Source organism: Devosia sp. LjRoot16 (genome assembly GCF_964252795.1).
GTDB lineage: Bacteria > Pseudomonadota > Alphaproteobacteria > Rhizobiales > Devosiaceae > Devosia_A.
This window is the reverse complement of record NZ_CAXUPH020000007.1, coordinates 353,356-376,758: the sequence shown is the minus strand read 5'-3', so window position 1 is coordinate 376,758 and position 23,403 is coordinate 353,356. Positions and strand designations below refer to the sequence as shown.

Below are 23,403 nucleotides of genomic sequence, written 5' to 3'. Positions count from 1 at the left end.
CGGCGTCGTCTGAACGTGAAGTGATTTAGGAGTTCCGATGAGCGATTTCGCCAACACCACGGCTGCACCGGCTGCCGCCTCCCCTGCCCCGTTGGGCCGGACGCTGGCGCGGCTCAAGGCCGACTATCTGAGTTATCTCGATGGCAAGCGCGCCGAGATCGACGAGCAGCAGGAAGCGCGGCGCTATTACCATGGCGCGCACTGGACGGCGAAGCAGATCAAGACGCTGAACCAGCGCAAGCAACCCGTGGTGACCTACAACCGCATGGCGCGAAAGATCAACGCCGTGGTCGGCTTGCTGGAGCGGCAGCGCCAGGACCCCAAGGGCTATGCCCGTACGCCGAAACATGAGGATGGCGCGGAGGTCGCGACCGCGGTGCTGCGCTATGTGCTCGACGAGCAGCGCTGGCAGGAAAAATCGCCGATCGCCGGGCTCAATGGCGCGGTCGACGGCATAGGCGGGCTCGAGCTGACGCTGGAAGCGGGCGACAAGGGCGACACCGAAATCGGCTTCGAAGTGGTCGACCCCGCGGGGTTCTTTTACGACCCGACCTCGACCCGCGCCGATTTCTCCGACGCGGGCTATATGGGAATCGGCAAATGGGCCGATGCGAGCGAGCTTCTCGCTGCCTTCCCCGACAAAGAGCGCGAGATCGAGGCCTCGGTGGACGTGGGCTCCGAGCTTACCAGCAACCCCGACAGCGACGATACCTGGGTGATGGGCGACGAACACCATCGCCGGGTGCGGGTGATCGACCACTGGTACAAGCGCGGCAACCAGTGGTGCTTTGCCATCTATACCGGCGCCGCCATCCTCGCCGAGGGTGAGAGTTATCTGCGCGACGAGAAGCGCCGGACGCTCTGCAAATACGTGATGTTTTCGGCCAATGTCGACCATGACGGCGACCGCTACGGCTTCTTCCGCAACATGAAATCGGCCCAGGACGAGATCAACCAGCGGCGCTCCAAGGGGCTGCACACCAGCCAGTCGCGCCGCATCGTCATCCGCGATGGCCAGGGGCTGGAGCCGGAAAAGATCCGCGCCGAGCTCGCCCGCCCCGATGGCGTGGTGGTGGTGCCGGTGGGCGCCGAGCTGCCGCAATTCGACGATGCGGCGCGCGGCGCCGAGCTCAACGCCAATCTCGGCTTCCTCGAGGAGGCCAAGCAAGAGATCGAGAATTACGGCTTCAACCCGGCGCTGATGGGCTCGGGCGTGCAGGATATGAGCGGCCGCGCCATCGCGCTGCAGCAGCAGGCGGGGATTGCGGAGCTCGGCCCGTACCTGCTCGGCTATCGCGGCTGGAAGCAGCGGGTGTATCGCGCCATCTGGAATGCGGTGCAGAGCCTCTGGACCGCCGAGCGCTGGATCCGCGTCACCGATGACGAGGGCCTCGGCAACTGGCTCTCGGTCAACCGGCTGGCGATCGACCCGGCGACGGGCATCCCCACCATCACCAATGCGCTCGGCTCGCTCGATGTCGATATCATCCTCGATGAGGGGCCGGACACCGTGACCATGCAGGCCGACACCAACGAGTCGGTGCGCCAGGCGCTGCAGGCCGTCGGCCCGCTGCTGCAACCGGCAGTGGCCGCGGCGGCGCTGGAAGTGCTGATCGAAACCTCGTCGATGCCGGCTTCGGCCAAGAAGAAATTCCGCGATGCGACGCGGCAAAAGCCGCAACAACCCGACCCCAGGGAACAGCAGGCCGCCATGCTGCAGCAGCAGGCGGCGATGCTGGAGCTGCAGGGCAAGGCGCTGGGCAACCGGAAGACCGAGGCCGAGACGGCAAAGTTGATGGCGGAGGCCGAGGATATCGGCGCCGAGCGCGAGGCCGAAGGGCTGGAGCAGCGCATCGATGCGGTGGAACGGCAGGACGAGCTCATGTTCCGGCGCGAGGAACAGGATGCACGGCGAACCAACCGGCAGCTGGAGCTGGCGGGGCGGGCGTTGCAAGTGCAGGCGGCTGAGGTGCGGGCTCGGCCGGGTGGGTAGGGTTGAGCCACGGGAAATCACCCCAAACTCGGTGTCATCCCAGCGAAAGCTGGGACCCATTTATCCACTGGCACGTGCTGCGAGTTGGGTCCCAGCTTTCGCTGGGATGACAGCCGGTGGGTGGGTTGGCTTGGTGCCTACCAGATGCCTTTGCCCAATGCCGGAAACAGATCATCCCAATTCGGGTTCAGGTCCCGGAACAGCTCAATCTTCCATGCGCGCTGCCACGTCTTGATCTGTTTTTCTCGCGTGATCGCCGCCTCGACCGAGTCGTGCGGCTCGAACCACACGAGCCGGGTGACATCGTACTTGCTGGTGAACCCAGACACGACATGTTCGCGATGTTGCGCAACACGGCCCATCAGGTCGCTGGTCACGCCGGTGTAGAGCGTCCCGTTGCGCCGCGAGGCAAGCAGATACACGAAGTACGTTTTGTGCACCTGCAGCCCCTCCAACTCGGTGTCATCCCAGCGAAAGCTGGGACCCAACTCGCCGCAGCGCAAGTGGGTAGATGGGTCCCAGCTTTCGCTGGGATGACAGCCGGTGGGTGGGAACAATTGTGCCACTTCCCAAGATCTGCGGCCCCACGAACCGGCCCACCGCCCCACACAAAAATTCCGTCCGCGCCACGATACGGCGCAACGGGTTGCCGGCGCCCTCCTGCCGGTTTCGCTGCACTCTCCGCGACAGTGAGGGTCACGCCAATCGGACGCGATAGTCCGGGAGACACGAGATGAACGACACTGAAACGGTCGACGATACCGCCTTGTTCAACGCTACCGTCACGGGCGAGGCGCCTGTGGCCGAAGCAGAACCGGTGATCGAGCCGGTCGCTGAACCGCGGCCCGAGCCTGCCATTCCCCCTGCCCGGCTTCGTGAAGAAGCCGATGCAAGGCGGGCGGCGGAGCGGGATCGGGATGAGCTGAAGCATCGGCTCACCCGGCTCGAGGCGCAGCTGCAGCCGCAGCACCAGGCGGCACGGCCTCCCGAATTCTGGGACAACCCGGATGAATGGGGCCGTTCGCTGGTCACCCCGATCCACGAGCAGCTGTTCCAGCAGCGGCAGGGCGTCTCCCGCCTCCTGGCGGAAGAAAAGCATGGCTCGGACAATGTCAGGGCGGCCTACAACGCGCTCGGGCAGGCGATGCAGGCCGACCCGGCGGTGCAGACCGATTACCTCAGGATCATGCGCTCGAGCCATCCCTATGGGGAGCTCGTCGCCTGGCACAAGAAGCGTCAGGCGTTCGATGAGATCGGCGGCGACCCCGCTGCCTATCGCAACCGCGTGCTCGACGAGGCGATGCGGGACCCTGAAATCCAGCAGCGTTTCCTCGCCCAGCTGCGCGGCGCTGCCCAGCCCAATATCGAAGCCCCCCGTCGTTCAGCCGTGCCGCATATCCCCTCGCTGCAAGGCATCGGCACTGCCGCCGGCCCCGCATCCGCGGCCGGCGACCCCTCCGATGCCGAGCTGTTCTCGGCAACCACCCGCCGGCGGCGCTAAGCGCGCTGTAACCGGCTGAGCATCAGGACCATCAGACATGGCTCTTTCTCCCAACCACCCCAATAATGAAGTGATCAAGTTCCGCCAGGATGTCGCCTATGACTTCCTGCGCTCGTCGCGCTTCGATGCCTATATGGGCGACGATTCCACCTCGGTGATCGTGCGCATGTCGGACCTCGAAGCCGACGGCAAGGAGATCCGCGTGCCGCTCGTCACCCAGCTTTCGGGCGATGGCGTCGGCGCCGGCACCCTGCGCGGCAACGAAGAGCAGATCGACAGCTACGGCATGCCGCTCTGGGCCGACTGGGCCAGAAACGCCGTGGCCAATAACCGGGCGCAGAACAAGGAGAGCTCGTTCTCGGTGCGCTCCACCGCCCGCAGCCTGTTGCGTGGCTGGTCCAAACGCATCGTGCGTGACGACCTGGTCGATGCGCTGCTGTCGATCCCCACTTCGGCGATGCAGGCCGGCCGCTTCGGCAACCCCGGCAACCGGGTCAACGGCATCAAGTGGTCGGCGGCCACCGCCGGCAACAAGAATGCCTGGGTCACCGCCAACCCCGACCGCGTGGTGTTCGGCTCGGCGCTCTCCAACTACTCGACCACCTTCGCTACCGCCGTGGGCAACGTCGATTCGACCGCCGACAAGATGTCGGCGGCGGTCGGCAGCCTCATGAAGGACCAGGCCAAGCAGACCGGCGTCGACCCCAATAACCCCGGCGTCTATAACGGCCGGCCCAGGATCAGCCCCTATATGGAAGCCGAGGGCGACCAGGAATGGTTCGTCTGCTTCGTCGGCGCCCGCGGTTTCCGCGATCTGAAGGCCGACCCGGTGATGACGGCCGCCAACCGCGACGCCCGCAACCGCGAAGGGGGCGACCCGACCAAGACCAACCCGCTCTTTACCGGCGGTGCGCTGGTCTATGACGGGGTGATCTATGTCGAGATCCCCGAGATCACCCAGCGCCTGCTGCTGAAGGGCGCCGGCGCGGCGGGGATCGATGTCGAGCCGGTGTTCCTCTGCGGCCAGGGGGCGCTGGCCTATGCGCTCGGCCAGATGCCGCGCCCGACCACGCTCGAGGACGGCGATTACGACTTTGTCACCGGTATGGGCATCGAAGCCCAGTACGGCGTCGGCAAGATCGCCAAGGCCCCGCTGGCGGCGGGTGCGTCGGCGACCATCGGCTCGCTGGTCGACTGGGGCGTGGTGACTGGGTTCGTCGCGGGGGTGGGGAATAGCTAGGGCGGGCGTTTGCCCGTCCCGCCCTCTCCGCAATCCTCCCCCGCGTGGCGGGGGAGGGGGACCAGCGAAGCTGGTGGAGGGGGCGGCGAGACGCTCAGTCGCTCGTCGCTTACGCTCCGATCGCACAACCTGCGGTTGCGATACCCCTCATCCGCCCTTCGGGCACCTTCTCCCTCAAGGGGAGAAGGTAGGTCGGTGCGCAACTGCAGGCTCTTACTGCCCCCTCCACCGCCTACGGCGGTCCCCCTCCCCCGCCACGCGGGGGAGGATCACTGAGAGGCCGGTGCCCGCGCGCGAAGGCACCCTGCCCACATTCCCATTCCCCCTCACAAAAGGAGATCGGCCATGGCTGATCGTAACGCCTATAGCCAGCCGCAGGTTGGCAACCAGGGCTTTGCCCGGACCATGAAGTGCCTTGGCGCCGATGTGGCGCTCGTCGCCGGCGACCTTGCCCTCAACAAGACCGTCGGCCTGTTCGTGGTGCCGCGCGGCTTCGTGCTCACCGGCATTTCGGTGGTGGTGCCCGACCTCGACAGCAACGGCTCACCGCTCCTCACCTTCGCCATTGGCGATGGCGGCGACGATGACCGGTTCATCGCCACCGGCGCCACCACCGGCCAGGCCGGCGGCACCAACACTACGCTGGCGGCGACGGGCCTGAACTACGAGTTCACCGCCGATACCGAGATCGTCTGGAAGACCGTCGCCGCGGCGGCCACGGCGGTCGCCGGCACCATCCAGCCGCGCTTTTTCGGCTACATGAAGTAGGCCCTGATATGGCGAAGGTCACCTACCACGCGCCCGAGGGCGACAGCGAAGTGGTGAGCCTTGCGGGGCTGCGCTTCTTCGATGGCGAGCCGCGCGAGCTCGACGATGCCGAGCACGTCGCCCTGCTCGGAAAGCTCATCCACAACCCACATTTCGGGGTCGAGGGCACGCTCACCGTGCTCGACGAAACCGACCCGCCGGCAATCGGGCTCAGGGCCATCCACAATGGCGGCGGGCGGTTCATCATCGTCCGTGGCGACAAGGACCAGAAGGTCAAGGACGGCCTCAACAAGGCCGAAGCCCACGCCTTCAACGCGCTGTCGGAGGCCGAGAAGCGGGCGTTTGTGGGTTAGGGCGCGGCCGGCGGCGAAAACTGGTTGGCCTCGCCCCTGCCCCACCCACCGGCTGTCATCCCTGCGAAAGCAGGGACCCAACTCGCCGCCCGCGCCAGCTGATGCTTGGGTCCCAGCTTTCGCTGGGATGACACCGAGTGTGGGGTGATTGCAGTGCGTCAGTTCGACTGCAGCGCAATCCCCCATCTCGCCGGCTGACTCGCACTTATCCCCTCCCACCCAGGAGCCCCCATGCCCAAAACCCGTCACGACCTCGTCAACCGTGCGCTGGCCGAACTCGGCGTCGTCGGCGCCGGACAGACCGCTGCCGCCGAGGATTTCGATGAGATTGACAACGCGGTTGCCCCTGTCATGAGCGACCTCGCTACCCGGGATATCTGGGTGTGGGGCGACCCCGATGCCTATGACGACGATGCCTTCGACCACCTCGCGGTGCTGCTCGCCAATGCCCGGGCCCGCGCCTTCGGCGTGGCGCCCGACGAGCAGAAGCGCTTCCTCGCCGAACAGCGGCTGCGTGGCCTGAAGCCCACGATCCTCTCCGGCCGCACCCAGGAAATCGAGTATTTCTGATGCCCCGATCCCCTGGCCTGCCGGCCAGGGGCCATGCCCGATGCGCTAGGCGCCTTTGGCGGCGCGCGTCTCCGTTAGTGAACGCATCCGGCCCGCGGAGTCCCCCTAGCAGCGCCACCACTCCATCGTCGCGTGGGCCAAGGCCGGCGCTACCGCCGGTTTCTCCTCCATAACCAACAGCTACGAGGTGCAATGATGGCTTGGGTACCGTTCGATCCAAAGCAGCCCCCAACGTATTCGGAAGATCCGCTGCTCGCGATCTATCTGGCCAGGGCGCAGGACGCCAACGCCAACCGTCCCGAGACTTACGGCGAAAGCTACCTTGCGCAGGGCATGTCCGGGGTGAACGGGGGCATCGGAAAGCTCCTCGGAGGGCCGGTCGATCTCGGTGCAGGCCTGATCAACCTAGGCATCGGTGGGCTGAACCTGATGCTTACGCCCGAGCAGACCCTGGCGGACCAGATCGCCGGCATACGACGGGAGCCGCCCCTCAAACCGATCGTGGACCCGGTAGGCGGCTCGCAGATGTTCAACCGCTTCATGGCCGATGTCGGCGCGATCACGCCGGAAACCGATGACCCCAGCAAGCAGTTTGTGCGCCGCGCTGGCGAGGAAATTGGCGCTTCGATCGTCCCGACGATGGCCACGATGAGCCGTGCGGCACGCCCCCTTGCCGCTGCGGCCAAGGAACTCACCCTCGCAGCCGGCGCGGGCATCGGCGCCGCTACTGCGGATCAGCTGGCCCCGAACAACCCTTGGGCCGAGCTTGTAGGACAGATATTGGGGACTGTTTCGGCAGCGGGCGCCACCAGGCTCGGCAAGAAACTCGTCACCCCATTTCCAGTTCGGGACCCCACTCAGCTCGGCGCGATGGAGATGTTGCGACGTGAGGGCATCGACCTTTCCGCGGGTCAGCAAACCGGACACAAGGGCCTGCAGAACATTGAAAGTGAATTGGCCGGTGCCCAGGTGGCGCAGCTCAGCGAGCAGCAGGCAGAGCAGTTCACCCAGGCCGTGCTCAAGCGGGCCGGCATTAACGCCAGTCGCGCAACCAAAGAGGTGCTGAAGGCTGGTTATGAGCGCCTGGGCACCGCATTTGGCGACATCGGCTCGCGCAATGACATCCTGCTGGCAGACGGAAAACTTGGCAAGAAGCTGGGCGAAGCATACCAGACGTATGCCAAGAGTACCGCTGAGGCCGATCGTCTGCCGGCGATCGATGACTTCATCATCGAAGCCGTCACGGCGATGAAATCGAAAGGTGGAGGTCACGTGATTGATGGAAGTGCCTACGCTAGCCTCAGGACCCGGGTTGGCCTGCTGGCGCATGAGACGGCCGACCGCGCACAGAAATCCGCGCTCCTGGACATCCAGCGGGCCCTGGACGACGCTATGGAGAGCAACCTTTCCAAGGGAGATATCGACGCGTTTCGGTGGGCTCGCGCTGCGGATCGCGACTTCAGCATTATTGAGAAGGCGGCATTGCAGGACCCGTCCGGCGGGCTGATCTCACCAGAGGCGTTGCAGAAAGCCGCCGTGGCCGGACAGGGAGATCTCGCAAAGCTCGCCGACAGCGGCAAGGCCTTGATGACACCCCTGCCGTCCGGCTCAGCACCTAACGTGCGAAATCTGCTCGCAACGGTGCCGGCTGTCGCTGGCGGCACTCTTGGCTACTACATGGGCGATGCGAATGGAGCGGTGAACGGAGCGGCGATCGGAGCGTTGGGCGGAGTTGCCGCGCCCTATGCCGCCGGTCGGGCAATCCTGTCGAAACCGGGACGACGGTACCTCGCTAACCAAGTGCTCAATGGATCACCTTCCGGGTCCAACGGTTTCGGACCGCTCGGTGCCATGCTAGCCGCGCAGACCAGCCAGATCAGTCCGTCGCGCGACCCACTGGGCGAGTTGAGTGTGTTAATGCATCAAGCCGGGGTCAATTGAGGTTGCCGTCCGCGGTGAGAATACGGGCGTTCCATGACCGGTCGCCGCTACATCGATCGCTCAAAGATGAGTTTCACCAGCGACTGCAATGGACGGACGACGAAGTGGTAAAAGAGTCCGCTGGCAACTATGCCGAAGAACACCCCGACCGCCACGTTCAGCGCGATCGGGTTGGTGATTCCAAACACGCCGAGTATGGAATAGAAAAACTCCTGAAGTTGCACTGTATCGCTCCCGTCGTTGCATCGCCAACGATACGGGTGCGTCTTCGGGGCAGCAATGCCTCGCGCTCGTCGTCCCACTGGATGGTGGAGCGCTCTGGTTCGGTAAGTCCTTCAACAACGCGCTGGGGAACAGCGAAACCGCTTCCCATCTTCCCGGTCAACCCGACGTTTCCCCGCGCAATCTAGCGACCTCTATCGAGCCTGTTCACCGCGATCCCGCGAACAGCGGCGAAAACTGCAGCCAGCATGCGGCCCGAAGCTGTGAGTACTCGTATCGCTGCGACGCAGATGAACCGGCCAACACCGGCCTATATCGACCAGTTGATCGCGGCGCGGGCTCTCGCCAACCGCAAGAGCCTTCTCCCGCCGGGCGGCGTCGCGGCAGCGCGGACAGCTACCCCCTCACGTTACGAAGCCACATTGCGAGGGACACGCCCAAGCCGCCGCCAAACAGCGCACCCGCAATCACCCGACCCTCAGCCGAGAACCCATCTCTGAACAGGTAGAGGGTCATCGCAAACCGCAAGCCTCGCGGCCACGATCCGCGACGTGGCGCAATCCAATGGGCTGATCTCACGTAAAGGCCGGCTGGACGCCTCGCGTACGCCCATCGTGCAGATCATCAAGTCCTTCGACGACCTCGCGGGCCGAAAGATGAGCGTCATGCAGATAAAGGCACTGCGGACCAGGCTCACCGACATTGCGAAAAGCAGCGACCCCGCCGAACGCCACATCGCCACCCAGATGCTCGAAGAGTTCGACACGTTCACGGACGCGCTGGCCGAGACTCTGAAGACGGGCAACGCACATAGTCACAGTGCCGCGAAGGGCGAGCGCATCGAAACCGCGATTGAAACTGCGGCCGAAAAGGCCAACGAGCCTGGTGGCACCGCCTTCGCGGACGCCTTGCGCATCCAATTCAGGGCCCTGCAGCACCAGATCAAAAGAGGCGAGCTTAGGGGGCTAACCGAGGCCGAGATCGATGCCATCAATAAGGTTGCCGACGGCACGCCCATCGCAAATGTACTGCGCGGCATTGGGCGGATTGCTCCTCCCGGTGCAGTCCCTGCCATGGCCCTTGGCATGGTTGCAGACGAACCCACGCTTGCCGGGTCGACTGCCATCGCGCTGGGCGCGGCGGGGATCGGCAGTCGCGTCACCGCAAATACCTTGACCAAGAACGCCGCTGAATCGGCAGCGTTGATCGCAAGGAACGGCGGCGTGGCCGTACCGCGCAAGCAACTCACTGCAGAGGAGTTGGCTCTGATCGCATGGCTGCGGCGCGGAGCAAGTCTCGAAGCAGGGCAATCGCCATTGGAGGCACCAGCGCCGTAGGCCTCGATGCGATCCGTCAGAGGCTCGCGTCCCGGGGCCCTGGACCGATTTACCCACGCCACCCCGTCCGGCGGAACAGCATGCTCCAGCCGGAGGGGTCGTGTCTTTGGACTTGATCGAGTTACTAGGGCCACCATGGCAAGTGCCACCAATCAGGCCACGCCTTGCCAAGGGCGAAAAATGCGGCCCAGGCGATGACGATCAGAACCCATCGAATGTACCGCAACTCAAAGAGCACCTCCCGATTGTTCTGCCTCATGACCAAGCGCGTCTTGTCGCCCTCGGACATGCGATCAAAGATCTCTTGTTGGCGCATAAGCTTGTCTGTGCGGGACATCGTGAGAACATATCCATGTCGAAGCGATCGGCAATATGGCCACAGGTCCTCAGCGCCGCAAGATGCTTGCGGTCCCCCTACTGCCAGGCCGAGCAGCTTCGACCATCGGCACGGCGGCCAACGACTTCAAGGTCCTGACGACGCGTTCAAGGGCCGGTCCGCCGAAGTCGGTCTCGATCCGTCGACAACGGAGAGCATGCTGTGGTCGCTAATGAAGTCAGATTACGGCGAAGCGGCCTTGCAGGCATCAGATCACCGCGAAGAAGCGGACGACACACCAAATGAACACGACCATCGATACGGCGACGAACACTGCGGCCCGCATGCGGCCAGAAGCCGTCAATGCTCGTATTGCCGCGGCGCTGATGAATCGGCCATCACCGGCCTACGTCGACCAGTTGATCGCGGCGCGGGCGCTTGCCAGTCGCCAGGGCCTACTGGCGCCGGGCGTTGCGGCGGCATTGTCGCAGCCTCAATGGCTTGAGATCGGCGGGCAGTGATCACCAGTCGAGGTGCTTCAGACTCATAGTGAACGTTCCGCCGGCCATGAACCCGAACGCGACAATCACCAAGTAGACCTGCCACTCCAAGATGTCGGTCAGAAACCCGAAATAGAACAGCGCCAAGGCCGCAAGCGCCACAATCGACATGATGCGGTTCAGCCCGCGATCAGGTCGCATGCGGTACTTCCCGTCCTCACCGCGGACCCTGTAGTCGGTCGTGTCAAGGTTGATGTCGGTAGGTCGCTTGCTTGCCATGGGCACGATTCCTATCCCTGCCTGGCTCGCGCGTGGCGTCGGCATCGGCGACAGGTCGTTCTCCATGGCACCGCCACCTCGACGCGGTGGGCCACCGATGCCGACGGCACGCTGAGCGCTGAACGAAACCACTGGCCCTTGCCGAAGCGCGCAGCATGCCGCCCGTGACTCACCCAACCCGCCCCCAATCGAGTATTTCCGATGCCCCCGATCACCTGGCCTACCGGCACCGCGCCGGGCGTGAACCCCACCGAAACCGGCGGCCGGCTGATCAATGCCATCGCCGAGCGGGCCCCAGCGGGCTCGCGCAGCGAGATCGTCTGGCGCCGCGTCGCCGGGCTGATCGCCCGCTTCACCACCACGCAGACCGCCGTTCGCGGCGCGCTGCTGGTGGGCTCGGTGCTCTATGTGGTTTCCGGCAACCGGGTCTATTCGATCACCTCGAGCTATGGGGTGACCGAGCTCACCGGCACAGTGGGCGGCGCCGGCCCCGTCACCATGGCGCGCAACATGAAGGCACCGGTGCCCGATGTGCTGATTGCTCACTCCGGCGGTATGTCCTCCATCAACATCTCCGGTGCCTCTGTCGCCGTGTTCAGCGATGGCGACCTGCCCTCGGTCAACTCGATCTGCTGGGTCGATGGCTATTTCATCGTCACCGCCGAGAACGGGCTCGCCTACCAGTCGGGGCTCAACGACACGGGTTTCGCCTCGGTCGACCGGACCACCGCCGAGGCCGACCCCGACGGGCTCTATCGCGCCATCGCCTCGGGCAGCGACCTGATCCTGATGGGGACGGCATCGCTTGAGTTCTATGCCAATGCCGGCAACCCCACCGGCTTCGCCTTCAACCGCTCTGTGGTGGTGCCGATTGGGCTCAAGGCCCCCTATGCGGTGGCCGGGTTCGAGCCGGGCTTTGCCGATACGGTGATCTTCGTCGCCAACGACAATACGGTGCGCCGGCTGCAGGGGTATGACCCCACGCCGATTTCGGGGCCCGACCTCAACCGGCTGATCGAGGCGGTGACGAACCCCGCCGAGCTGATCGCCTGGGTCTACCAGGCGGCGGGCCACGCCTATTGGGTGCTGAGCGGACCGGGCTGGACCTGGGTCTATGACGTTTCGACCGGCAGCTGGCACGAGCGGCAGAGCTATGGTTTTAGCGATTGGCGCTGCCGCTATGGCGTCGCCGCCTGGAGCAAGTGGTTCACCTTCGACCTCGAGAGCGGCAAGGCGTTCGAGCTGAACTCGGCGGCGCGGCGCGATGGCGCGAACCCGCTGGTCTGGACGCTGCGCTCCAACCAGGCGCATCGCTTCCCTGGCCGCGCCGTGATCCATAAAGCGAGCTTCGATTTCGAAACCGGCATCGGCATCGACGCCGGCATTTCGCCGATCGAAACCGACCCGGTGGTGCGGATCCGCTGGTCCGACGATGGCGGCCGCAGCTGGGGGAACCCCTTGACCCGGAAGCTCGGCACCCAAGGCGAAGACCTGCCCATCGACATCAACAATGCCGGGCTGACCGGCCGCAAGGGCCGGATCTGGGAGATGACCATCTCCGACCCCATCGAGATCGCGTTTTTCGGCGGCGCCATGGATATCGAGGAGCGCGCCGCGTGAGCACGCCGGACAGTCTCAGGCCGATCCCGCATCCGAGCGCCCGGCTGGTCGACGCCGACGGCGCGATCGCCAAGCCCTGGTATGACTGGCTGAACCAGCTGGCGACAAAACTTGCCGAGCTGACCCCGCTCGAAGCCAGCGCAACTTACGATCCGCCGGTGCTCGCCGATGGCGCCGGCGCCACCACCGACGTGACGGTGCCGGGCGCGGCGCTGGGCGATTTCGCCACGGCAGCGTTCTCGCTGGCCACATCAGGCATCACCATCACCGCCTGGGTGAGCGCCCCGAACACCGTTTCCGTCCGCTTCCAGAACGAAACCGGCGTGCCGCTCGACTATGGCAGCGGCAAGCTCACCGCCCGCGTTTACAAATAGGAGCCTCAAATGGCTGACATTTTCGAAACCATCGGCGACTGGCTGGGCCTCAACAAGGGCAAGGCCACGCAGAAGGCCGCCGAGCAGAACCGCGGCGTCATCGACCAGATGGGCAATACCGGCCGGCCGATCATCGAGGGGATCCAGGGGGTCACCGGCGATTACCTCGATCTCGGCAAGCTCGGCGCTGGACTCTACTCCGATGCCATGGGCCTCAACGGCGCCGAAGGCATTACCCGGGCGCAGGACTCGTTCCGCGCGGCGCCCGGCTACCAGTTCGCGCTCGACCAGGGGCTCGATGCGGTGGCGCGCAAGGGCTCGGCCATGGGCCGGCTCGATAGCGGCAATACCGATCTCGACCTGATGCGCTACGCCACCGGCTATGCCGACCAGGCCTGGGGCAACTGGATGAACGGGCTTTCGGGCTACAACAACATGTACGGCCAGGGCGTCGCCAACGACGTCACCGCCCGCGGCCTCGGCCTCGATTTCGAGAGCGGCCTCGCCACCAATTACATGGGCGCCAACAACCAGGTCGCCGCCGGCAAGGAAGCCGGCCAGGGCGCCATGCTCGATGCGCTGGGCGCCGTCGCCGGCATCGCCGGCCGCGCCTTCGGCGGCGGATCGTTCGGCGGCTATGGCGGCTTCGGCGGCAACTCCGTCAACCCCACCACGAAAATGCCCGCAAGCTTCTGAGGAGCCCGAAGATGGCGCTGAACTACCCCAGCTATGTCATTCCGCAGCCCTCGCAGACCAAGCCCACCGACCTGCTCGACCTGTGGGACCAGGGCGTCGCCCAGGGCAAAGCCGATCGCTACGAGCGCGAGGCGCCGCAGCAGTTCGCGAATGCCGCGGCCCCACTGTCGGAGTTCGGCCTCACCATACCGCCTGATCAGTTGCGCGCCCTGTTCGCCAATCCGCAGACGCGGCCGTTCGCGTTGCAGCAGGTGCAGGAGGCGACACAGCGTCGGGCCGATGCCTATGCGTCGCCGGGTCAGCTCGGAGGGACGCCCATGACGCCGCGGCCCACCGCATCGACCTCTCCCTACGCACCCCACCCCCTGCCGCGCGAAGCGCGGCCGACGCCGCCGGCCCGGCCCGGCATTGGCACGATCGAAGGTGGCTACCGCTATACCGGCGGCGATCCATCCAATTCTGACAACTGGGAGAAACTCTGATGGCTGGTCCTTGGGAGAACTACGGGCCCCATGTCGCAGAGCCAGCGGTGCCACCGGCGGGATTGAAGACTGGCACGCAGGGCTACCTTGATTGGGCGATCGAACAGTCGAAGGCGGGCAGGACCCTGCCGAAGCTGTCACTAGAGGAGATGTTGCCTGCAGGCGCAACGCTCGTGCCAGGGTGGGAGACCCCGGGTGCGGGGGAGCTGCTCAGCGTTGGTCCGTTGGCTATTCCGCCGGGCATCACGGACATGATCCGCTCGCTCTATCCTTTCGAACGGAACACGAAGACAGGCGAGTACAGGCCGGCCATACCCAAGATAGTCCCCGGAATGATCGAGGGGATCGTCGACGCAGTTACGCTACCCCGCGACGTAGCGGACGGAATGTATGGCGATCTCGGCACGCCTTACTCCTATTCGCCCGAGTTGGCGGGGCGCGTCTTCAACCTCGCAACGTTGGGCGTCACAGGCCCAATGCCGAAGCTCGGTCCCGGCCGGCTGCCGCGTCTACGGCAGGAAGCCGCGACCCTGGAAGCCGACGGCTTCGGCATTCCTTTGACGTCGGGGCAAGCATCAGGCGACCTGCACCAGTTGCGGTCCGAGCAGCTGCTACGACAAGCCGATGCTTCACAGCCTCTAATGCGGACGTTCGACGATCGTCAGACTGAGGCGATCGGCGCCGCGACAGGCACAATAGGCAAGGAGTTTGGCGGCTCCGCCGATGATCTGTCTGGCACGGTTACCATTGGGTTGCAGAACAAGACCAAGTTGGCGAAAGAAGATGCCGACGCCTTCTTCGAGGTCGCGCAGGATGGCAAGCTTAAGGTCCGACTCGCCGCAGTGAAGGCGCTACCTGGCTTCGTCAAGCAACGCCTCTCGGGCGTGGTGGTTGACGATAGCCTTACGCCCGCAGCGGCCACTGCGCTCCGGGAGATCGAGGGCGCGACGCTTGTCCCCTCTGGCCGTCGTTCCCCCCTGTCGTGGTCAGAACTCGAGAAGGTTCGGCGGAAGCTGGCTGGGCTTTCGGGAACCGGCCCTGATGATATCACCGCCACTCGTGGCGTGAAGCAGGCCTTTGACGACTGGCTGAGCGACGCGCTCGACCAACAACTGTTCAGTGGCGACGAGGCGGCGCTGGAGGCGCTCAACGCCGCCAGGGCGGAGTCGGTTCGGTATCTCAGCATCACCAATCCCAAGGGTGGTGATGCTGCCGGGGCAACAATCGCCAAGATGCAGCAAGGCAACGCATCAGCCGAGCAGGTCGCGAACTGGCTCTACGGCGCCGACATGGTATCACCGAACCTCGCCGCCACGGACGTGGCCAGACGCCTGAAGGCGGTGCTCGGACCCGCCAGCGAGGAATGGAAATCCGTTCGCGCCTCTGCTTGGAACAAGCTGGTTCATGACCCTGCGACCGGCGAAGCGAGAGTCCCAGCGGTGCTAACGAAGCGCCTCGACGACTTCCTCGCGAACAAGGACTCTTCTTTGGCGAGCACCCTCTTCAGCGAGGAAGAGCGCAACCGGATGAAGGCACTTTCGGCGGTCTTGAAACGAACAGTTCTACCACTCGAGGCGCGGAACCCCTCTCGCTCGTTTTTTGGGCTTGGCGACACGGTCAGAGATGTGACGGCGGCCGTCATCAGCGGCCTCGTGGGAGCCAAGTTCGGGGGTGAGATAGCAGGTATTGCGCCAGAGGTGCCGGGTATATTGGCCGCAGCAGCGGTGCCGATCTTTAGCAGGGTCACTCGCGAGGCCGAGGCGCGAGCAGCGATCGCCAACAAACTGCCCCCCAAGCCGATGTCGGACGCCCTGCTTCATGCCCCTAGCCTTGCAGCCAGAGTCGCTGCAATTACAGCCGAGCGCGAAAATGACATGGATCTTCGCAGACTCGCGCAACAGATGGTGCAGGGCGTGGCGCAACCCCAGGTCGACAACGATCTCGCCAGAGCGCTAGGCTCTATCGGGGTAAGGTACGATCCTCATGCGTCTTCGGAAGTTGATCGCGCGACACATCCTCAGCCGTTCCTGCCACCTTGGATGCGCCTAACTCAGCCGGAACCTGACCCCCTGTTTCAGTTGCACGCTTGATGCGGGTTCCGTCCAGGGCTTCGTGCAGGACGATCAGGACGATGCAAGGGGCCAGCACCACCCCCCAGGCAACCCACTGCGGGACGGGTGGGAAGAATGACAGCACCCCTGCCGCCAGGAACGGGGCCAGGATGCCGAGCGGAACAGCGAGCTTCACCAGCCAACTCATGTCACGCAAGCGATAGGTGGCCTTGCGGCGATATTGGTGTGGTTCAAGGTCGAGATCAGGCATCAGGTCACCGTGAAAGCAGCCTACAGTAGGGTCGAGCTTGGCGACATCAAGCATAGACACGTATGGCCAATATCGCGACCGCAACGATGAGAACCACCAACAGGGCAACGATCCAGCGGAGCGTCCGCTTCACCTCGAGTATGCCCAGGCTGTTCAGGACACTCATGCGCATCGCCGTCACGTGGATCCGTTCATCGTCGGGCGGCGTGGCATTGAACGTCTCCCAGTCCTGGTCCTTTGGCCCGAGGTCAGACATCCGCTGATTTCCCGTATCTTGAGACGATCACCATGGCCTGCGCCCCTTGCCGCCGCCCAACGACCGCTCGAACAAGCGGTCGCCAAGCCAGTTCTTCACGCTCCCCGCAGCCCAGCCCCAGAAGAAGGCCACGAAGGCAGCCGATACCGGGGACTGAAGAGCGTATTGTCGGATCTGGGCATGTTGAGCGCCGGGCCGAGAAACACCAGCAGGCCCACCACGCCGCCGGCGACGGCTCCCCATAGCAGCGGGTTTGTTCGCTTCGTCCCTGGCTTTGGTTGCTGATCTGGATCTGTCATCTTCCCCCTCGCCTGAGCCCCTGGCTCGTTACAATCGTAAAGGCCGTCGGCCAGCCGCGCGAGGCTCGCTGTGAGTGACGCGGCTATCGCTACAGGCGAAACACAACGGCCAGCAGGAACAGGACCAGGCGCATGGCGATGCCAAGCGCCGTCGCGATGAGGGCACCGACGACCACCCCAACGCCGACACTTATGGCGAGCGGGTCACTGATGCCAAGCCATGCGAATACGGCGTGCAGCCAGTCCTGGAGATTCAGGTCCGCGGGCCCAACAGCCCATTTGAACAAGCCGTAGCCACATCCCACGAGGATTGCGAGCAACAGCACAATCGCCGGTCCACGCGACCACCAAGAAGCCGCGCTGTCGTGGCTCAAATCAGACATCGTGCCCTCCCCCTGAGCTAACTCCCCGCACATTCAATGCACGGGGGCCTGAGACGCGTCCATCCCCCTCCCCGGAGACTTCCCCATGGCAGCCATCTGGCCTGGCTCGCGCGTGCCCAATTTCGGCATTGGCGACCGACTCTCTTTCTACGACACCGCCACCTCGACGCCGCAGGTGGTCTATGCCGATGGCGCGCTGAGCGTGGCGCATGATCAGCCGATCCTCGCCGATGCGCGCGGCATGTTCCCGGTGATCTACCTTAGCCCGGCGCCGGGCAGCTATCGCCAGAAGCTCACCGACGCCAATGGCGTCTTGATCTTCGACGACGACGATATCGACGTGCCGCAATCGGCCGATTACGAGCCGCCCGACCCCGGCGTCACCGACCCCACGCTGCTGGTCACCACCGGCATGCGCATCGGCTATTATGGCACCGCGGCGCCCACCGGCTGGGTGCGCTGCAACGGCCGGACGCTCGGCTCGCCCAGCTCGGGTGCCAGCGAGCGCGCCAATGCCGATTGCCAGGCGCTGTTCCTCCACCTGTGGACCGCCGACGCCACGCTCGCCGTCAGCGGCGGACGTGGGGCATCCGCCGCCGGCGACTGGGCTGCCAACAAGACCATCGCGCTGCCCGACTATCGCGACCGCATCGCCATCGGGCTTGGCGCCATGGGCAATGCCGATATCAACCTGATCCCCGATGCGACGGTGGATGGTGGGGAAACCAACACCACTCTGGGCGCCACGGTTGGCACCGCGGCGCAGACGCTGACGGCAGCGCAGATCCCGGCCCATCAGCACAACGCCGGCACGCTGCTGATGCCCAACCACGGCCACCCCGCCAAGATATCTGCCAGAAACGACAGCGGACCGGTTCAGACCACATACGGTGGCATGGGGCTCATCGGGCTTGGTACCGCCAGCTACCCGGCCTACACCGGCGCGATCGGCGACACGGCGGGCCAGCAGATCGGCGGTTCCGGCACCGCGGCGATCACCGGCGCTACTGCCGACAGCACGGGCGGCGGCGCCTCGCACCCCAACGTCCAGCCCTCGCTGTTCGAACTCGTCATCATCAAACTCTGAGGCCCGGCATGTACGAGTTGCAGTTCTTTGCCACCGACGATGCCGATTGGGCGCAGCGGGTGGATTTGATCGACGACGCCACCAACCTGCCACTCGCCACGGCGGGCGTGCTGTTCGAGCTCGAGGTGAGCGAGAGCGGCGCCCGCCGGCTGTTCGCCACCACCGCCGACAACAGCATCGAGATCCCCGAGCCGGGCACCATCCAGTGGCGCTTCAGCGTGCCGCAACTGGCCGCGCTCGATATCCGCAACACGTATCGGGTGGGCTGCCGGATGACCAATGGCACCGGCACGACACAGCTCTTCACCGGCACGCTGGCCTTCGTCGGGGGCGGGTTCGGCTCATGAGTGACACCATCACCCCACGGCTCAGGATCAAGGCGCAGCCCGAATTCGCGGTGCGCGCCAAGGCCGTCCCGCCGCCAAAAGTGCGGCTGCGCGTCACCCCGGCGCTGCTACCGATGGAGATCGAGCTCAGAAACACCGGCATGATGGTGCAGTGGCGCTATCTGGGGCAGGACTGGCAGGACCTGATCGCCATCGACGACCTCGACACCACTGTCACGGTCGGCAGCGTCACCACCCTGCCACCAGGCTCGCCCGCCACGGTCGCCAATGTCGGCACCGTCAAGGATATGGTGCTCAACTTCGGCATCCCCCAGGGTATTCAGGGCATCCAGGGCGAGGCGGCCACCATTGCCGTCGGCACGGTGACGACGGTCAACCCCGCCGACCCGGCTGAGGTGACCAATGTCGGCTCGCCCAACGACGCCATTTTCGATTTCGACATCCCACAGGGCGCGGCCGCCACCGTCGCGGTGGGCACCGTTACCACGCTGGCGCCGGGGGCTTCGGCCAGCGTCGTCAATGTCGGGACGCCTGGCGCCGCGGTGCTCAATTTCGGCCTGCCGCGCGGCGCGCCGGGCATCCTCACCTCGGTGGTCGCCGGCACCAACATCACCGTCGACAATACCGACCCGGCCAACCCGGTGGTCGCTGCGGCCGGCAATATCAGCGGGCCGGCGAGCGCGGTCGATAGCCGCGTGGCGCTGTTCGACGGCACCACCGGTAAGCTGCTCAAGGACAGCGGCGTGCTGCTCGGCAACGCGGCATCGCGCAATGTCGGCACTGCGGCGGGCACCGTGGCGGCGGGGGATGATGCCCGCATCACCGCCGCCATCCCGTCGAGCGCGCTGACCACGCAGGGCGACATTCTCGTGCGCAATGCCAGCGCTCCGACCCGGCTCGCAAAGGGCACGCAATACCAGGTGCTGCAGGCCGGGGCGACCGACCCGCTCTATGGCGCGCTGAACCTCGCCCAGGCGGCGGCGGTCACCGGCGTCTTGCCAGCGGCGAACCACCCCGATGCGACGACGGTCGCGAAGGGCATCTCGGAATTTGCCACGGCCGCGGAGTATCGTACCGGCACCGATACCGTGCGCGCGCTGGTCGTCGACCAGGTCTGGGCGGCGGCGGGCCTCGCCGGGCTCACGGACGGCGCCAACATCGCCGTGGATTTCGCCGCCGGCTTCAACTTCGGCGGCGCCGCCAACGCCGTGCTGGGGCTCAACGGCAACCAGAGCCTTTCGGCTCCGACCAACCTCAAGACCGGCCAGACCGGCATCCTCTGGTTCGGCGCCGTCACTTCCACCCGCATCCTGACGCTCAACGCCGCCTGGCTGCTCTGCGATGGCGTCGAGGCCGGCCCCTACTCCATCACCACGGCGCAGGAGCTGGGCATCGCCTACGTCATCCGGGCCAGCCGCACCTACGTCACAGCAATCATAAGGAGAGCCGCATGACCCTCGTTCACCAGGTCGACGGCGCCTGGACGCCGATCCACGGCGTGCAAACCCTCGAGCGCATGGTGGCGACCTGCACCGTCACCTATCACGATGGCCGCCAGGCGGAGATGTCGTGCGAGCCCTACCCGGTCGCCGAAACGCTCGACCTGGGCAAGGTCGAGCAGCTGGTGGCAGAAGGGCTGTGGGGCGTGGAGGAACTGCAGGCTTACGGGCTGCGGCCCGCCATGGCAGTGGACGTGCCGGAGGGCAAGCAGCGCGTCGGGGAGCCACGATACGTCGAGCGCAAGAACGAGGTTGTCGAAGAGTGGACACTGGAGCAGATCCCCGCACCGGCGGCCGATCCGACACCGGCCGAGAAGCTGGCGGCGTTGGGGCTCACCGTTGAGGATCTGAGGGCCTTGTTCTCCGTGGCGGGTAGTGACTAGATGTTGCCAGGCACGATCTCAGTAACAGGGGGACGTATTCGCGACCCCTACTTCGCCAACGTTGCCCTTTTGCTGCACGGGAACGGCGCGAACGGCGCCGGCATCGTCGATAGTTCGAGCAATGCGTTCAGTATCGTGGCTGGTGGAGACGCGGCATGCCGCACAGCGGTTTCGAAGTTTGGTGGTGCCTCAATCGGACTTGATGGTACTGGCGACTGGCTCGTCGCCGACTCCACGTTCGCCGCCCCAGGCAGTGGGGACATGACAATCGAGGCGTGGGTCTACCCGACGAACGGCGCGAAGCAACAATGCGTGATGGACTTCCGCCTTCAAAATGGCGACTACGAGCCACGCATAGACTTCGACAATACCTTTGATGGCGGCAACAACGACGGTTTTGTGTTCTTTGTGGGAAACGCCGCGAGGGCCGCCACCACCACCTTGGCGCTTAACACCTGGTACCATCTTGCGGTCTCGCGCAACGGCGGCGTTTGGCGCTTCTTCCTCAATGGCGCTCAGGTTGGGTCCGACTTCAGTCTGACGACCAACATGACCCGGAGAAAGTTGAGCCTCGGTACCTATTGGGACGCCCGCGGGACCAACGCGAGTTACAAGTTCCAAGGTTATGTCGATGACTTTCGTCTAACGATTGGTGTGGGTCGCTACGCGGCGAACTTCACTCCGCCGGCTTCGCAGTATCCTGATGGGTAGGCCGAGCTAGCAGGGCCGCACCCTCCTGAAGAATGCGTCCCATCGGCGATGAGGGGGGAGGACTGCCCAAGTGCAGTTTCCGATGCATCTCGTTGTACAAGTGAACAACCAGCGTCTGGGGTTGGATCAGATCCTGCAGACGCAGGGCTGGATCCCACAGCGCCCGCACGTCCGACCAATCGACCGGATAGAAGACGGCCCGTGCGCTCGCCATGTTCTCAACGTCGTGCTTGCGTGCGTAGTACTGCATGGCGCGCGGCCCCGCGGTGCCCCATTTCATGTTCTGCAGCTTTTTCGGTCTGCCCAACCAGCCCCGCAGACGGCGGTCGGCGCGCCTCCACCATGGCAACCACGGGGGGACAAAGCCGTGGTCGATTGACAGCAACTCCGCCAACAGGGGGCTGTCGGGAGCGAGCTTCAGGACGGCGGTGTTCAAGCCGCTGCTTTCCTTGCCATAGATGCTGGGAGCATCAGCGATCGGCCGAATGCAGTAGCAGTCCGTGTCGACCCAAATGCCTAGCCCACGAGCGAGCATTGCGTACCGGAATAGATCGGACGCGCAAGCATAGGCCCCAGCCTCGAGGATCTCAGCCACCCGTCCCCATGGCAGCACGTCATGGGCATCCCCTGGCTCGATCCCAGGTGGAAGGTTCAGCGGAGCATATGAATACAAGACCACACGGTGGCCTTGTCGCACAAAGGAGACAAGACACGCTGCAGCACTCGGGCCCAATGCCGATCCGTGCCAGAACGACGCAATAGTCGGCAGTGCGTTTGGCATCGCGGTTCCTTGGGGCGCCCCATCGTCGCGGTCACGCGCTTCGTAGCGCAACACCCTGTCCTCGTGAAGACCGTACAACCCGCCTAAGAACTACCGTCTGACTGCCACGTAGTTAGTAATCCCAAACAGGGCCTCATCGCTGTCCCTGTACTTCTTGAAACTCGAGGGGTACTTGGCCCGCAAATGGGGGCTCACCGGCTCGCTGCGCGGCGGCCACCCATACAGAACCGCAGCCCCGCACGTCTGAGAGCCGCCGGTCAAAATTGCTCATGTGTCGGAGCTAGAGGCTTGAGCAAGCTCCACTAAATACGCTAAGTGACCGTGGTTCAGGGGGAGCCGCGTGTCAAAATCCAGAAGCTTGCGCGTCGTCACGGGGGCCAGTGCAAATCACGGCAAGTCGCTTCTGCAACTGCTGAGGTCGCTAAAGCGCTGGGAGAGAAACACTGCCGTTGCGGTTTACGACCTCGGGCTCGAAGATCATCACGTCGAAGCCGTGAGGCAGCTAGGTTTCGAACCGATCGTGTTTCCCTTCTCAGACTACCCGCCGCATTTCGACATCAGCGTCAATGCCGGCGCGTATGCTTGGAAGGTGGCAATCATAAAGCGGGAGATGGACAAGGGGGGTGCGCCGCTACTTTGGCTGGACGCCGGGAACCTCGTACGATTTCCGCTGCTGTGGGTTCGCTACTGCCTTCGCCGGGACGGTTTCTTTTGCCCAAAGACATGGTTCACCGTGACGAGGTACACCCATCCCGGTATGTATGAAGTGCTGGGCATCCCAGTCGGGTGGGCCGGTGAGCGGAAGCAACTGAACGCTGCGATTGTCGGCGTGAACCACACATTCTCTTCGACGCGGGCGCTCGTGGACGAGTGGCTCGCTGGAGCAATGGAAAAGTCGGTCATCGCGCCCCCAGGGTCTAGCCGCGACAATCATCGGTGGGACCAGTCGCTGCTTACCCTTCTCGCCTATCGTGCAGACATCCTTGAGAAGCCGAGCCGCACTGAACCCGGCATTCTGACCCACCAGGATATCCCCGAAGGTTCAGCCTAGAACCTCTGGCGGTCGTTTGACTCGACTCTATCGCCAGCCACGAGACCTGCCGCCAGGGCCAGGCGGCCCGTGAAACCGTTCCGCAACAGCGC

The 23,403-nt window shown here is 64.8% G+C and carries 26 protein-coding genes; 20 read left to right on the top strand and 6 right to left on the bottom strand.

From position 1 onward, the window contains the following. The first annotated feature begins 37 nt into the window (after positions 1-37). Entirely contained in the window at positions 38-1,993 is a 1,956-nt protein-coding gene (locus ACSQ23_RS28195; protein ID WP_436092681.1) for a hypothetical protein, read from the top strand. Between the two features lie 137 nt (positions 1,994-2,130). Here the strand turns inward: ACSQ23_RS28195 and ACSQ23_RS28190 are convergent, their stop codons facing one another. Continuing rightward, positions 2,131-2,559 carry a GIY-YIG nuclease family protein gene (locus tag ACSQ23_RS28190; RefSeq protein ID WP_436092680.1) on the bottom strand — a complete coding sequence of 143 codons (429 nt, stop codon included), beginning with the start codon at positions 2,557-2,559 and terminating at the stop codon, positions 2,131-2,133. 167 nt (positions 2,560-2,726) lie between these two features. On the opposite strand from ACSQ23_RS28190, the gene ACSQ23_RS28185 reads away from it, so the two are divergent. The 6 genes from ACSQ23_RS28185 (at position 2,727) to ACSQ23_RS28160 (ending at position 8,366) form a co-directional block, all read left to right on the top strand. Next, the gene (locus ACSQ23_RS28185) at positions 2,727-3,494 is read left to right on the top strand and encodes a hypothetical protein (RefSeq protein WP_436092679.1); all 768 of its coding nucleotides are present in this window, start codon (positions 2,727-2,729) and stop codon (positions 3,492-3,494) included. A gap of 37 nt (positions 3,495-3,531) precedes the next feature. After that, on the top strand, positions 3,532-4,734 hold the full coding sequence (locus tag ACSQ23_RS28180; protein WP_436092678.1) for a phage capsid family protein: 1,203 nt from the start codon (positions 3,532-3,534) through the stop codon (positions 4,732-4,734). A gap of 345 nt (positions 4,735-5,079) precedes the next feature. Then, positions 5,080-5,502: a hypothetical protein gene (locus ACSQ23_RS28175; RefSeq protein ID WP_055877244.1), complete on the top strand. Its 423-nt coding sequence runs from the start codon at positions 5,080-5,082 to the stop codon at positions 5,500-5,502. A gap of 8 nt (positions 5,503-5,510) precedes the next feature. After that, positions 5,511-5,855 carry a hypothetical protein gene (locus ACSQ23_RS28170; protein ID WP_055877247.1) on the top strand — a complete coding sequence of 115 codons (345 nt, stop codon included), beginning with the start codon at positions 5,511-5,513 and terminating at the stop codon, positions 5,853-5,855. 231 nt (positions 5,856-6,086) lie between these two features. Further along, the gene (locus ACSQ23_RS28165) at positions 6,087-6,425 is read left to right on the top strand and encodes a hypothetical protein (RefSeq protein ID WP_055877250.1); all 339 of its coding nucleotides are present in this window, start codon (positions 6,087-6,089) and stop codon (positions 6,423-6,425) included. 195 nt (positions 6,426-6,620) lie between these two features. Beyond that, on the top strand, positions 6,621-8,366 hold the full coding sequence (locus tag ACSQ23_RS28160; RefSeq protein WP_156384808.1) for a hypothetical protein: 1,746 nt from the start codon (positions 6,621-6,623) through the stop codon (positions 8,364-8,366). 47 nt (positions 8,367-8,413) lie between these two features. Here the strand turns inward: ACSQ23_RS28160 and ACSQ23_RS28155 are convergent, their stop codons facing one another. Continuing rightward, positions 8,414-8,590 carry a hypothetical protein gene (locus ACSQ23_RS28155; RefSeq protein ID WP_156384807.1) on the bottom strand — a complete coding sequence of 59 codons (177 nt, stop codon included), beginning with the start codon at positions 8,588-8,590 and terminating at the stop codon, positions 8,414-8,416. Positions 8,591-9,139: 549 nt separating this feature from the next. On the opposite strand from ACSQ23_RS28155, the gene ACSQ23_RS28150 reads away from it, so the two are divergent. After that, on the top strand, positions 9,140-9,925 hold the full coding sequence (locus ACSQ23_RS28150; RefSeq protein ID WP_056004433.1) for a hypothetical protein: 786 nt from the start codon (positions 9,140-9,142) through the stop codon (positions 9,923-9,925). A gap of 618 nt (positions 9,926-10,543) precedes the next feature. Further along, positions 10,544-10,762, top strand: coding sequence for a hypothetical protein (locus ACSQ23_RS28145; RefSeq protein ID WP_056004428.1), 219 nt, complete (start codon positions 10,544-10,546; stop codon positions 10,760-10,762). On the opposite strand, the gene ACSQ23_RS28140 is transcribed toward ACSQ23_RS28145, so the two are convergent. Continuing rightward, a complete protein-coding gene (locus tag ACSQ23_RS28140; RefSeq protein WP_055877266.1) occupies positions 10,763-11,086 on the bottom strand; it encodes a hypothetical protein in 324 nt (107 codons plus the stop codon). It lies immediately after the preceding gene. Between the two features lie 135 nt (positions 11,087-11,221). Here ACSQ23_RS28140 and ACSQ23_RS28135 point away from each other — a divergent pair, with 135 nt between their 5' ends. Genes ACSQ23_RS28135 through ACSQ23_RS28115 form a run of 5 tightly spaced genes read left to right on the top strand, consistent with a single transcriptional unit; the run spans position 11,222 to position 16,282 of the window. Next, positions 11,222-12,640, top strand: coding sequence for a hypothetical protein (locus ACSQ23_RS28135; RefSeq protein WP_056004425.1), 1,419 nt, complete (start codon positions 11,222-11,224; stop codon positions 12,638-12,640). Next, positions 12,637-13,014 carry a hypothetical protein gene (locus ACSQ23_RS28130; protein WP_056004422.1) on the top strand — a complete coding sequence of 126 codons (378 nt, stop codon included), beginning with the start codon at positions 12,637-12,639 and terminating at the stop codon, positions 13,012-13,014. The genes ACSQ23_RS28135 and ACSQ23_RS28130 overlap by 4 nt, the downstream gene beginning before the upstream one ends. 9 nt (positions 13,015-13,023) lie before the next feature. Beyond that, positions 13,024-13,710 (top strand): hypothetical protein, encoded by a 687-nt coding sequence (locus tag ACSQ23_RS28125; RefSeq protein WP_056004420.1) that lies wholly within the window; start codon positions 13,024-13,026, stop codon positions 13,708-13,710. 11 nt (positions 13,711-13,721) lie between these two features. Beyond that, on the top strand, positions 13,722-14,192 hold the full coding sequence (locus ACSQ23_RS28120) for a hypothetical protein (protein ID WP_056004417.1): 471 nt from the start codon (positions 13,722-13,724) through the stop codon (positions 14,190-14,192). Continuing rightward, positions 14,192-16,282, top strand: a complete 2,091-nt coding sequence (locus ACSQ23_RS28115; RefSeq protein ID WP_436092677.1) for a hypothetical protein — start codon at positions 14,192-14,194, stop codon at positions 16,280-16,282. The genes ACSQ23_RS28120 and ACSQ23_RS28115 overlap by 1 nt, the downstream gene beginning before the upstream one ends. Positions 16,283-16,560: 278 nt before the next feature. Here the strand turns inward: ACSQ23_RS28115 and ACSQ23_RS28110 are convergent, their stop codons facing one another. Then, positions 16,561-16,770 (bottom strand): hypothetical protein, encoded by a 210-nt coding sequence (locus ACSQ23_RS28110; RefSeq protein WP_436092676.1) that lies wholly within the window; start codon positions 16,768-16,770, stop codon positions 16,561-16,563. Positions 16,771-17,158: 388 nt separating this feature from the next. Next, positions 17,159-17,452 carry a hypothetical protein gene (locus ACSQ23_RS28105; protein ID WP_156387278.1) on the bottom strand — a complete coding sequence of 98 codons (294 nt, stop codon included), beginning with the start codon at positions 17,450-17,452 and terminating at the stop codon, positions 17,159-17,161. A gap of 85 nt (positions 17,453-17,537) precedes the next feature. On the opposite strand from ACSQ23_RS28105, the gene ACSQ23_RS28100 reads away from it, so the two are divergent. From ACSQ23_RS28100 to ACSQ23_RS28080, 5 genes are read left to right on the top strand one after another with little or no spacing between them, the layout of a single operon-like run. Further along, positions 17,538-18,539, top strand: coding sequence for a hypothetical protein (locus tag ACSQ23_RS28100; RefSeq protein ID WP_436092675.1), 1,002 nt, complete (start codon positions 17,538-17,540; stop codon positions 18,537-18,539). Positions 18,540-18,547: 8 nt separating this feature from the next. Continuing rightward, the gene (locus ACSQ23_RS28095; RefSeq protein ID WP_436092674.1) at positions 18,548-18,886 is read left to right on the top strand and encodes a hypothetical protein; all 339 of its coding nucleotides are present in this window, start codon (positions 18,548-18,550) and stop codon (positions 18,884-18,886) included. After that, positions 18,883-20,340 carry a hypothetical protein gene (locus tag ACSQ23_RS28090; protein ID WP_436092673.1) on the top strand — a complete coding sequence of 486 codons (1,458 nt, stop codon included), beginning with the start codon at positions 18,883-18,885 and terminating at the stop codon, positions 20,338-20,340. The genes ACSQ23_RS28095 and ACSQ23_RS28090 overlap by 4 nt, the downstream gene beginning before the upstream one ends. Then, positions 20,337-20,768 (top strand): hypothetical protein, encoded by a 432-nt coding sequence (locus tag ACSQ23_RS28085; protein ID WP_056004398.1) that lies wholly within the window; start codon positions 20,337-20,339, stop codon positions 20,766-20,768. The genes ACSQ23_RS28090 and ACSQ23_RS28085 overlap by 4 nt, the downstream gene beginning before the upstream one ends. Then, entirely contained in the window at positions 20,769-21,479 is a 711-nt protein-coding gene (locus tag ACSQ23_RS28080) for a LamG domain-containing protein (protein ID WP_056004395.1), read from the top strand. It abuts the gene before it with no gap. Here the strand turns inward: ACSQ23_RS28080 and ACSQ23_RS28075 are convergent. Then, the gene (locus ACSQ23_RS28075; RefSeq protein WP_436092672.1) at positions 21,445-21,915 is read right to left on the bottom strand and encodes a hypothetical protein; all 471 of its coding nucleotides are present in this window, start codon (positions 21,913-21,915) and stop codon (positions 21,445-21,447) included. The genes ACSQ23_RS28080 and ACSQ23_RS28075 overlap by 35 nt on opposite strands. 685 nt (positions 21,916-22,600) lie before the next feature. Here ACSQ23_RS28075 and ACSQ23_RS28070 point away from each other — a divergent pair. Then, positions 22,601-23,311 (top strand): hypothetical protein, encoded by a 711-nt coding sequence (locus ACSQ23_RS28070; protein ID WP_436092671.1) that lies wholly within the window; start codon positions 22,601-22,603, stop codon positions 23,309-23,311. The last annotated feature ends 92 nt before the right edge of the window (positions 23,312-23,403 follow it).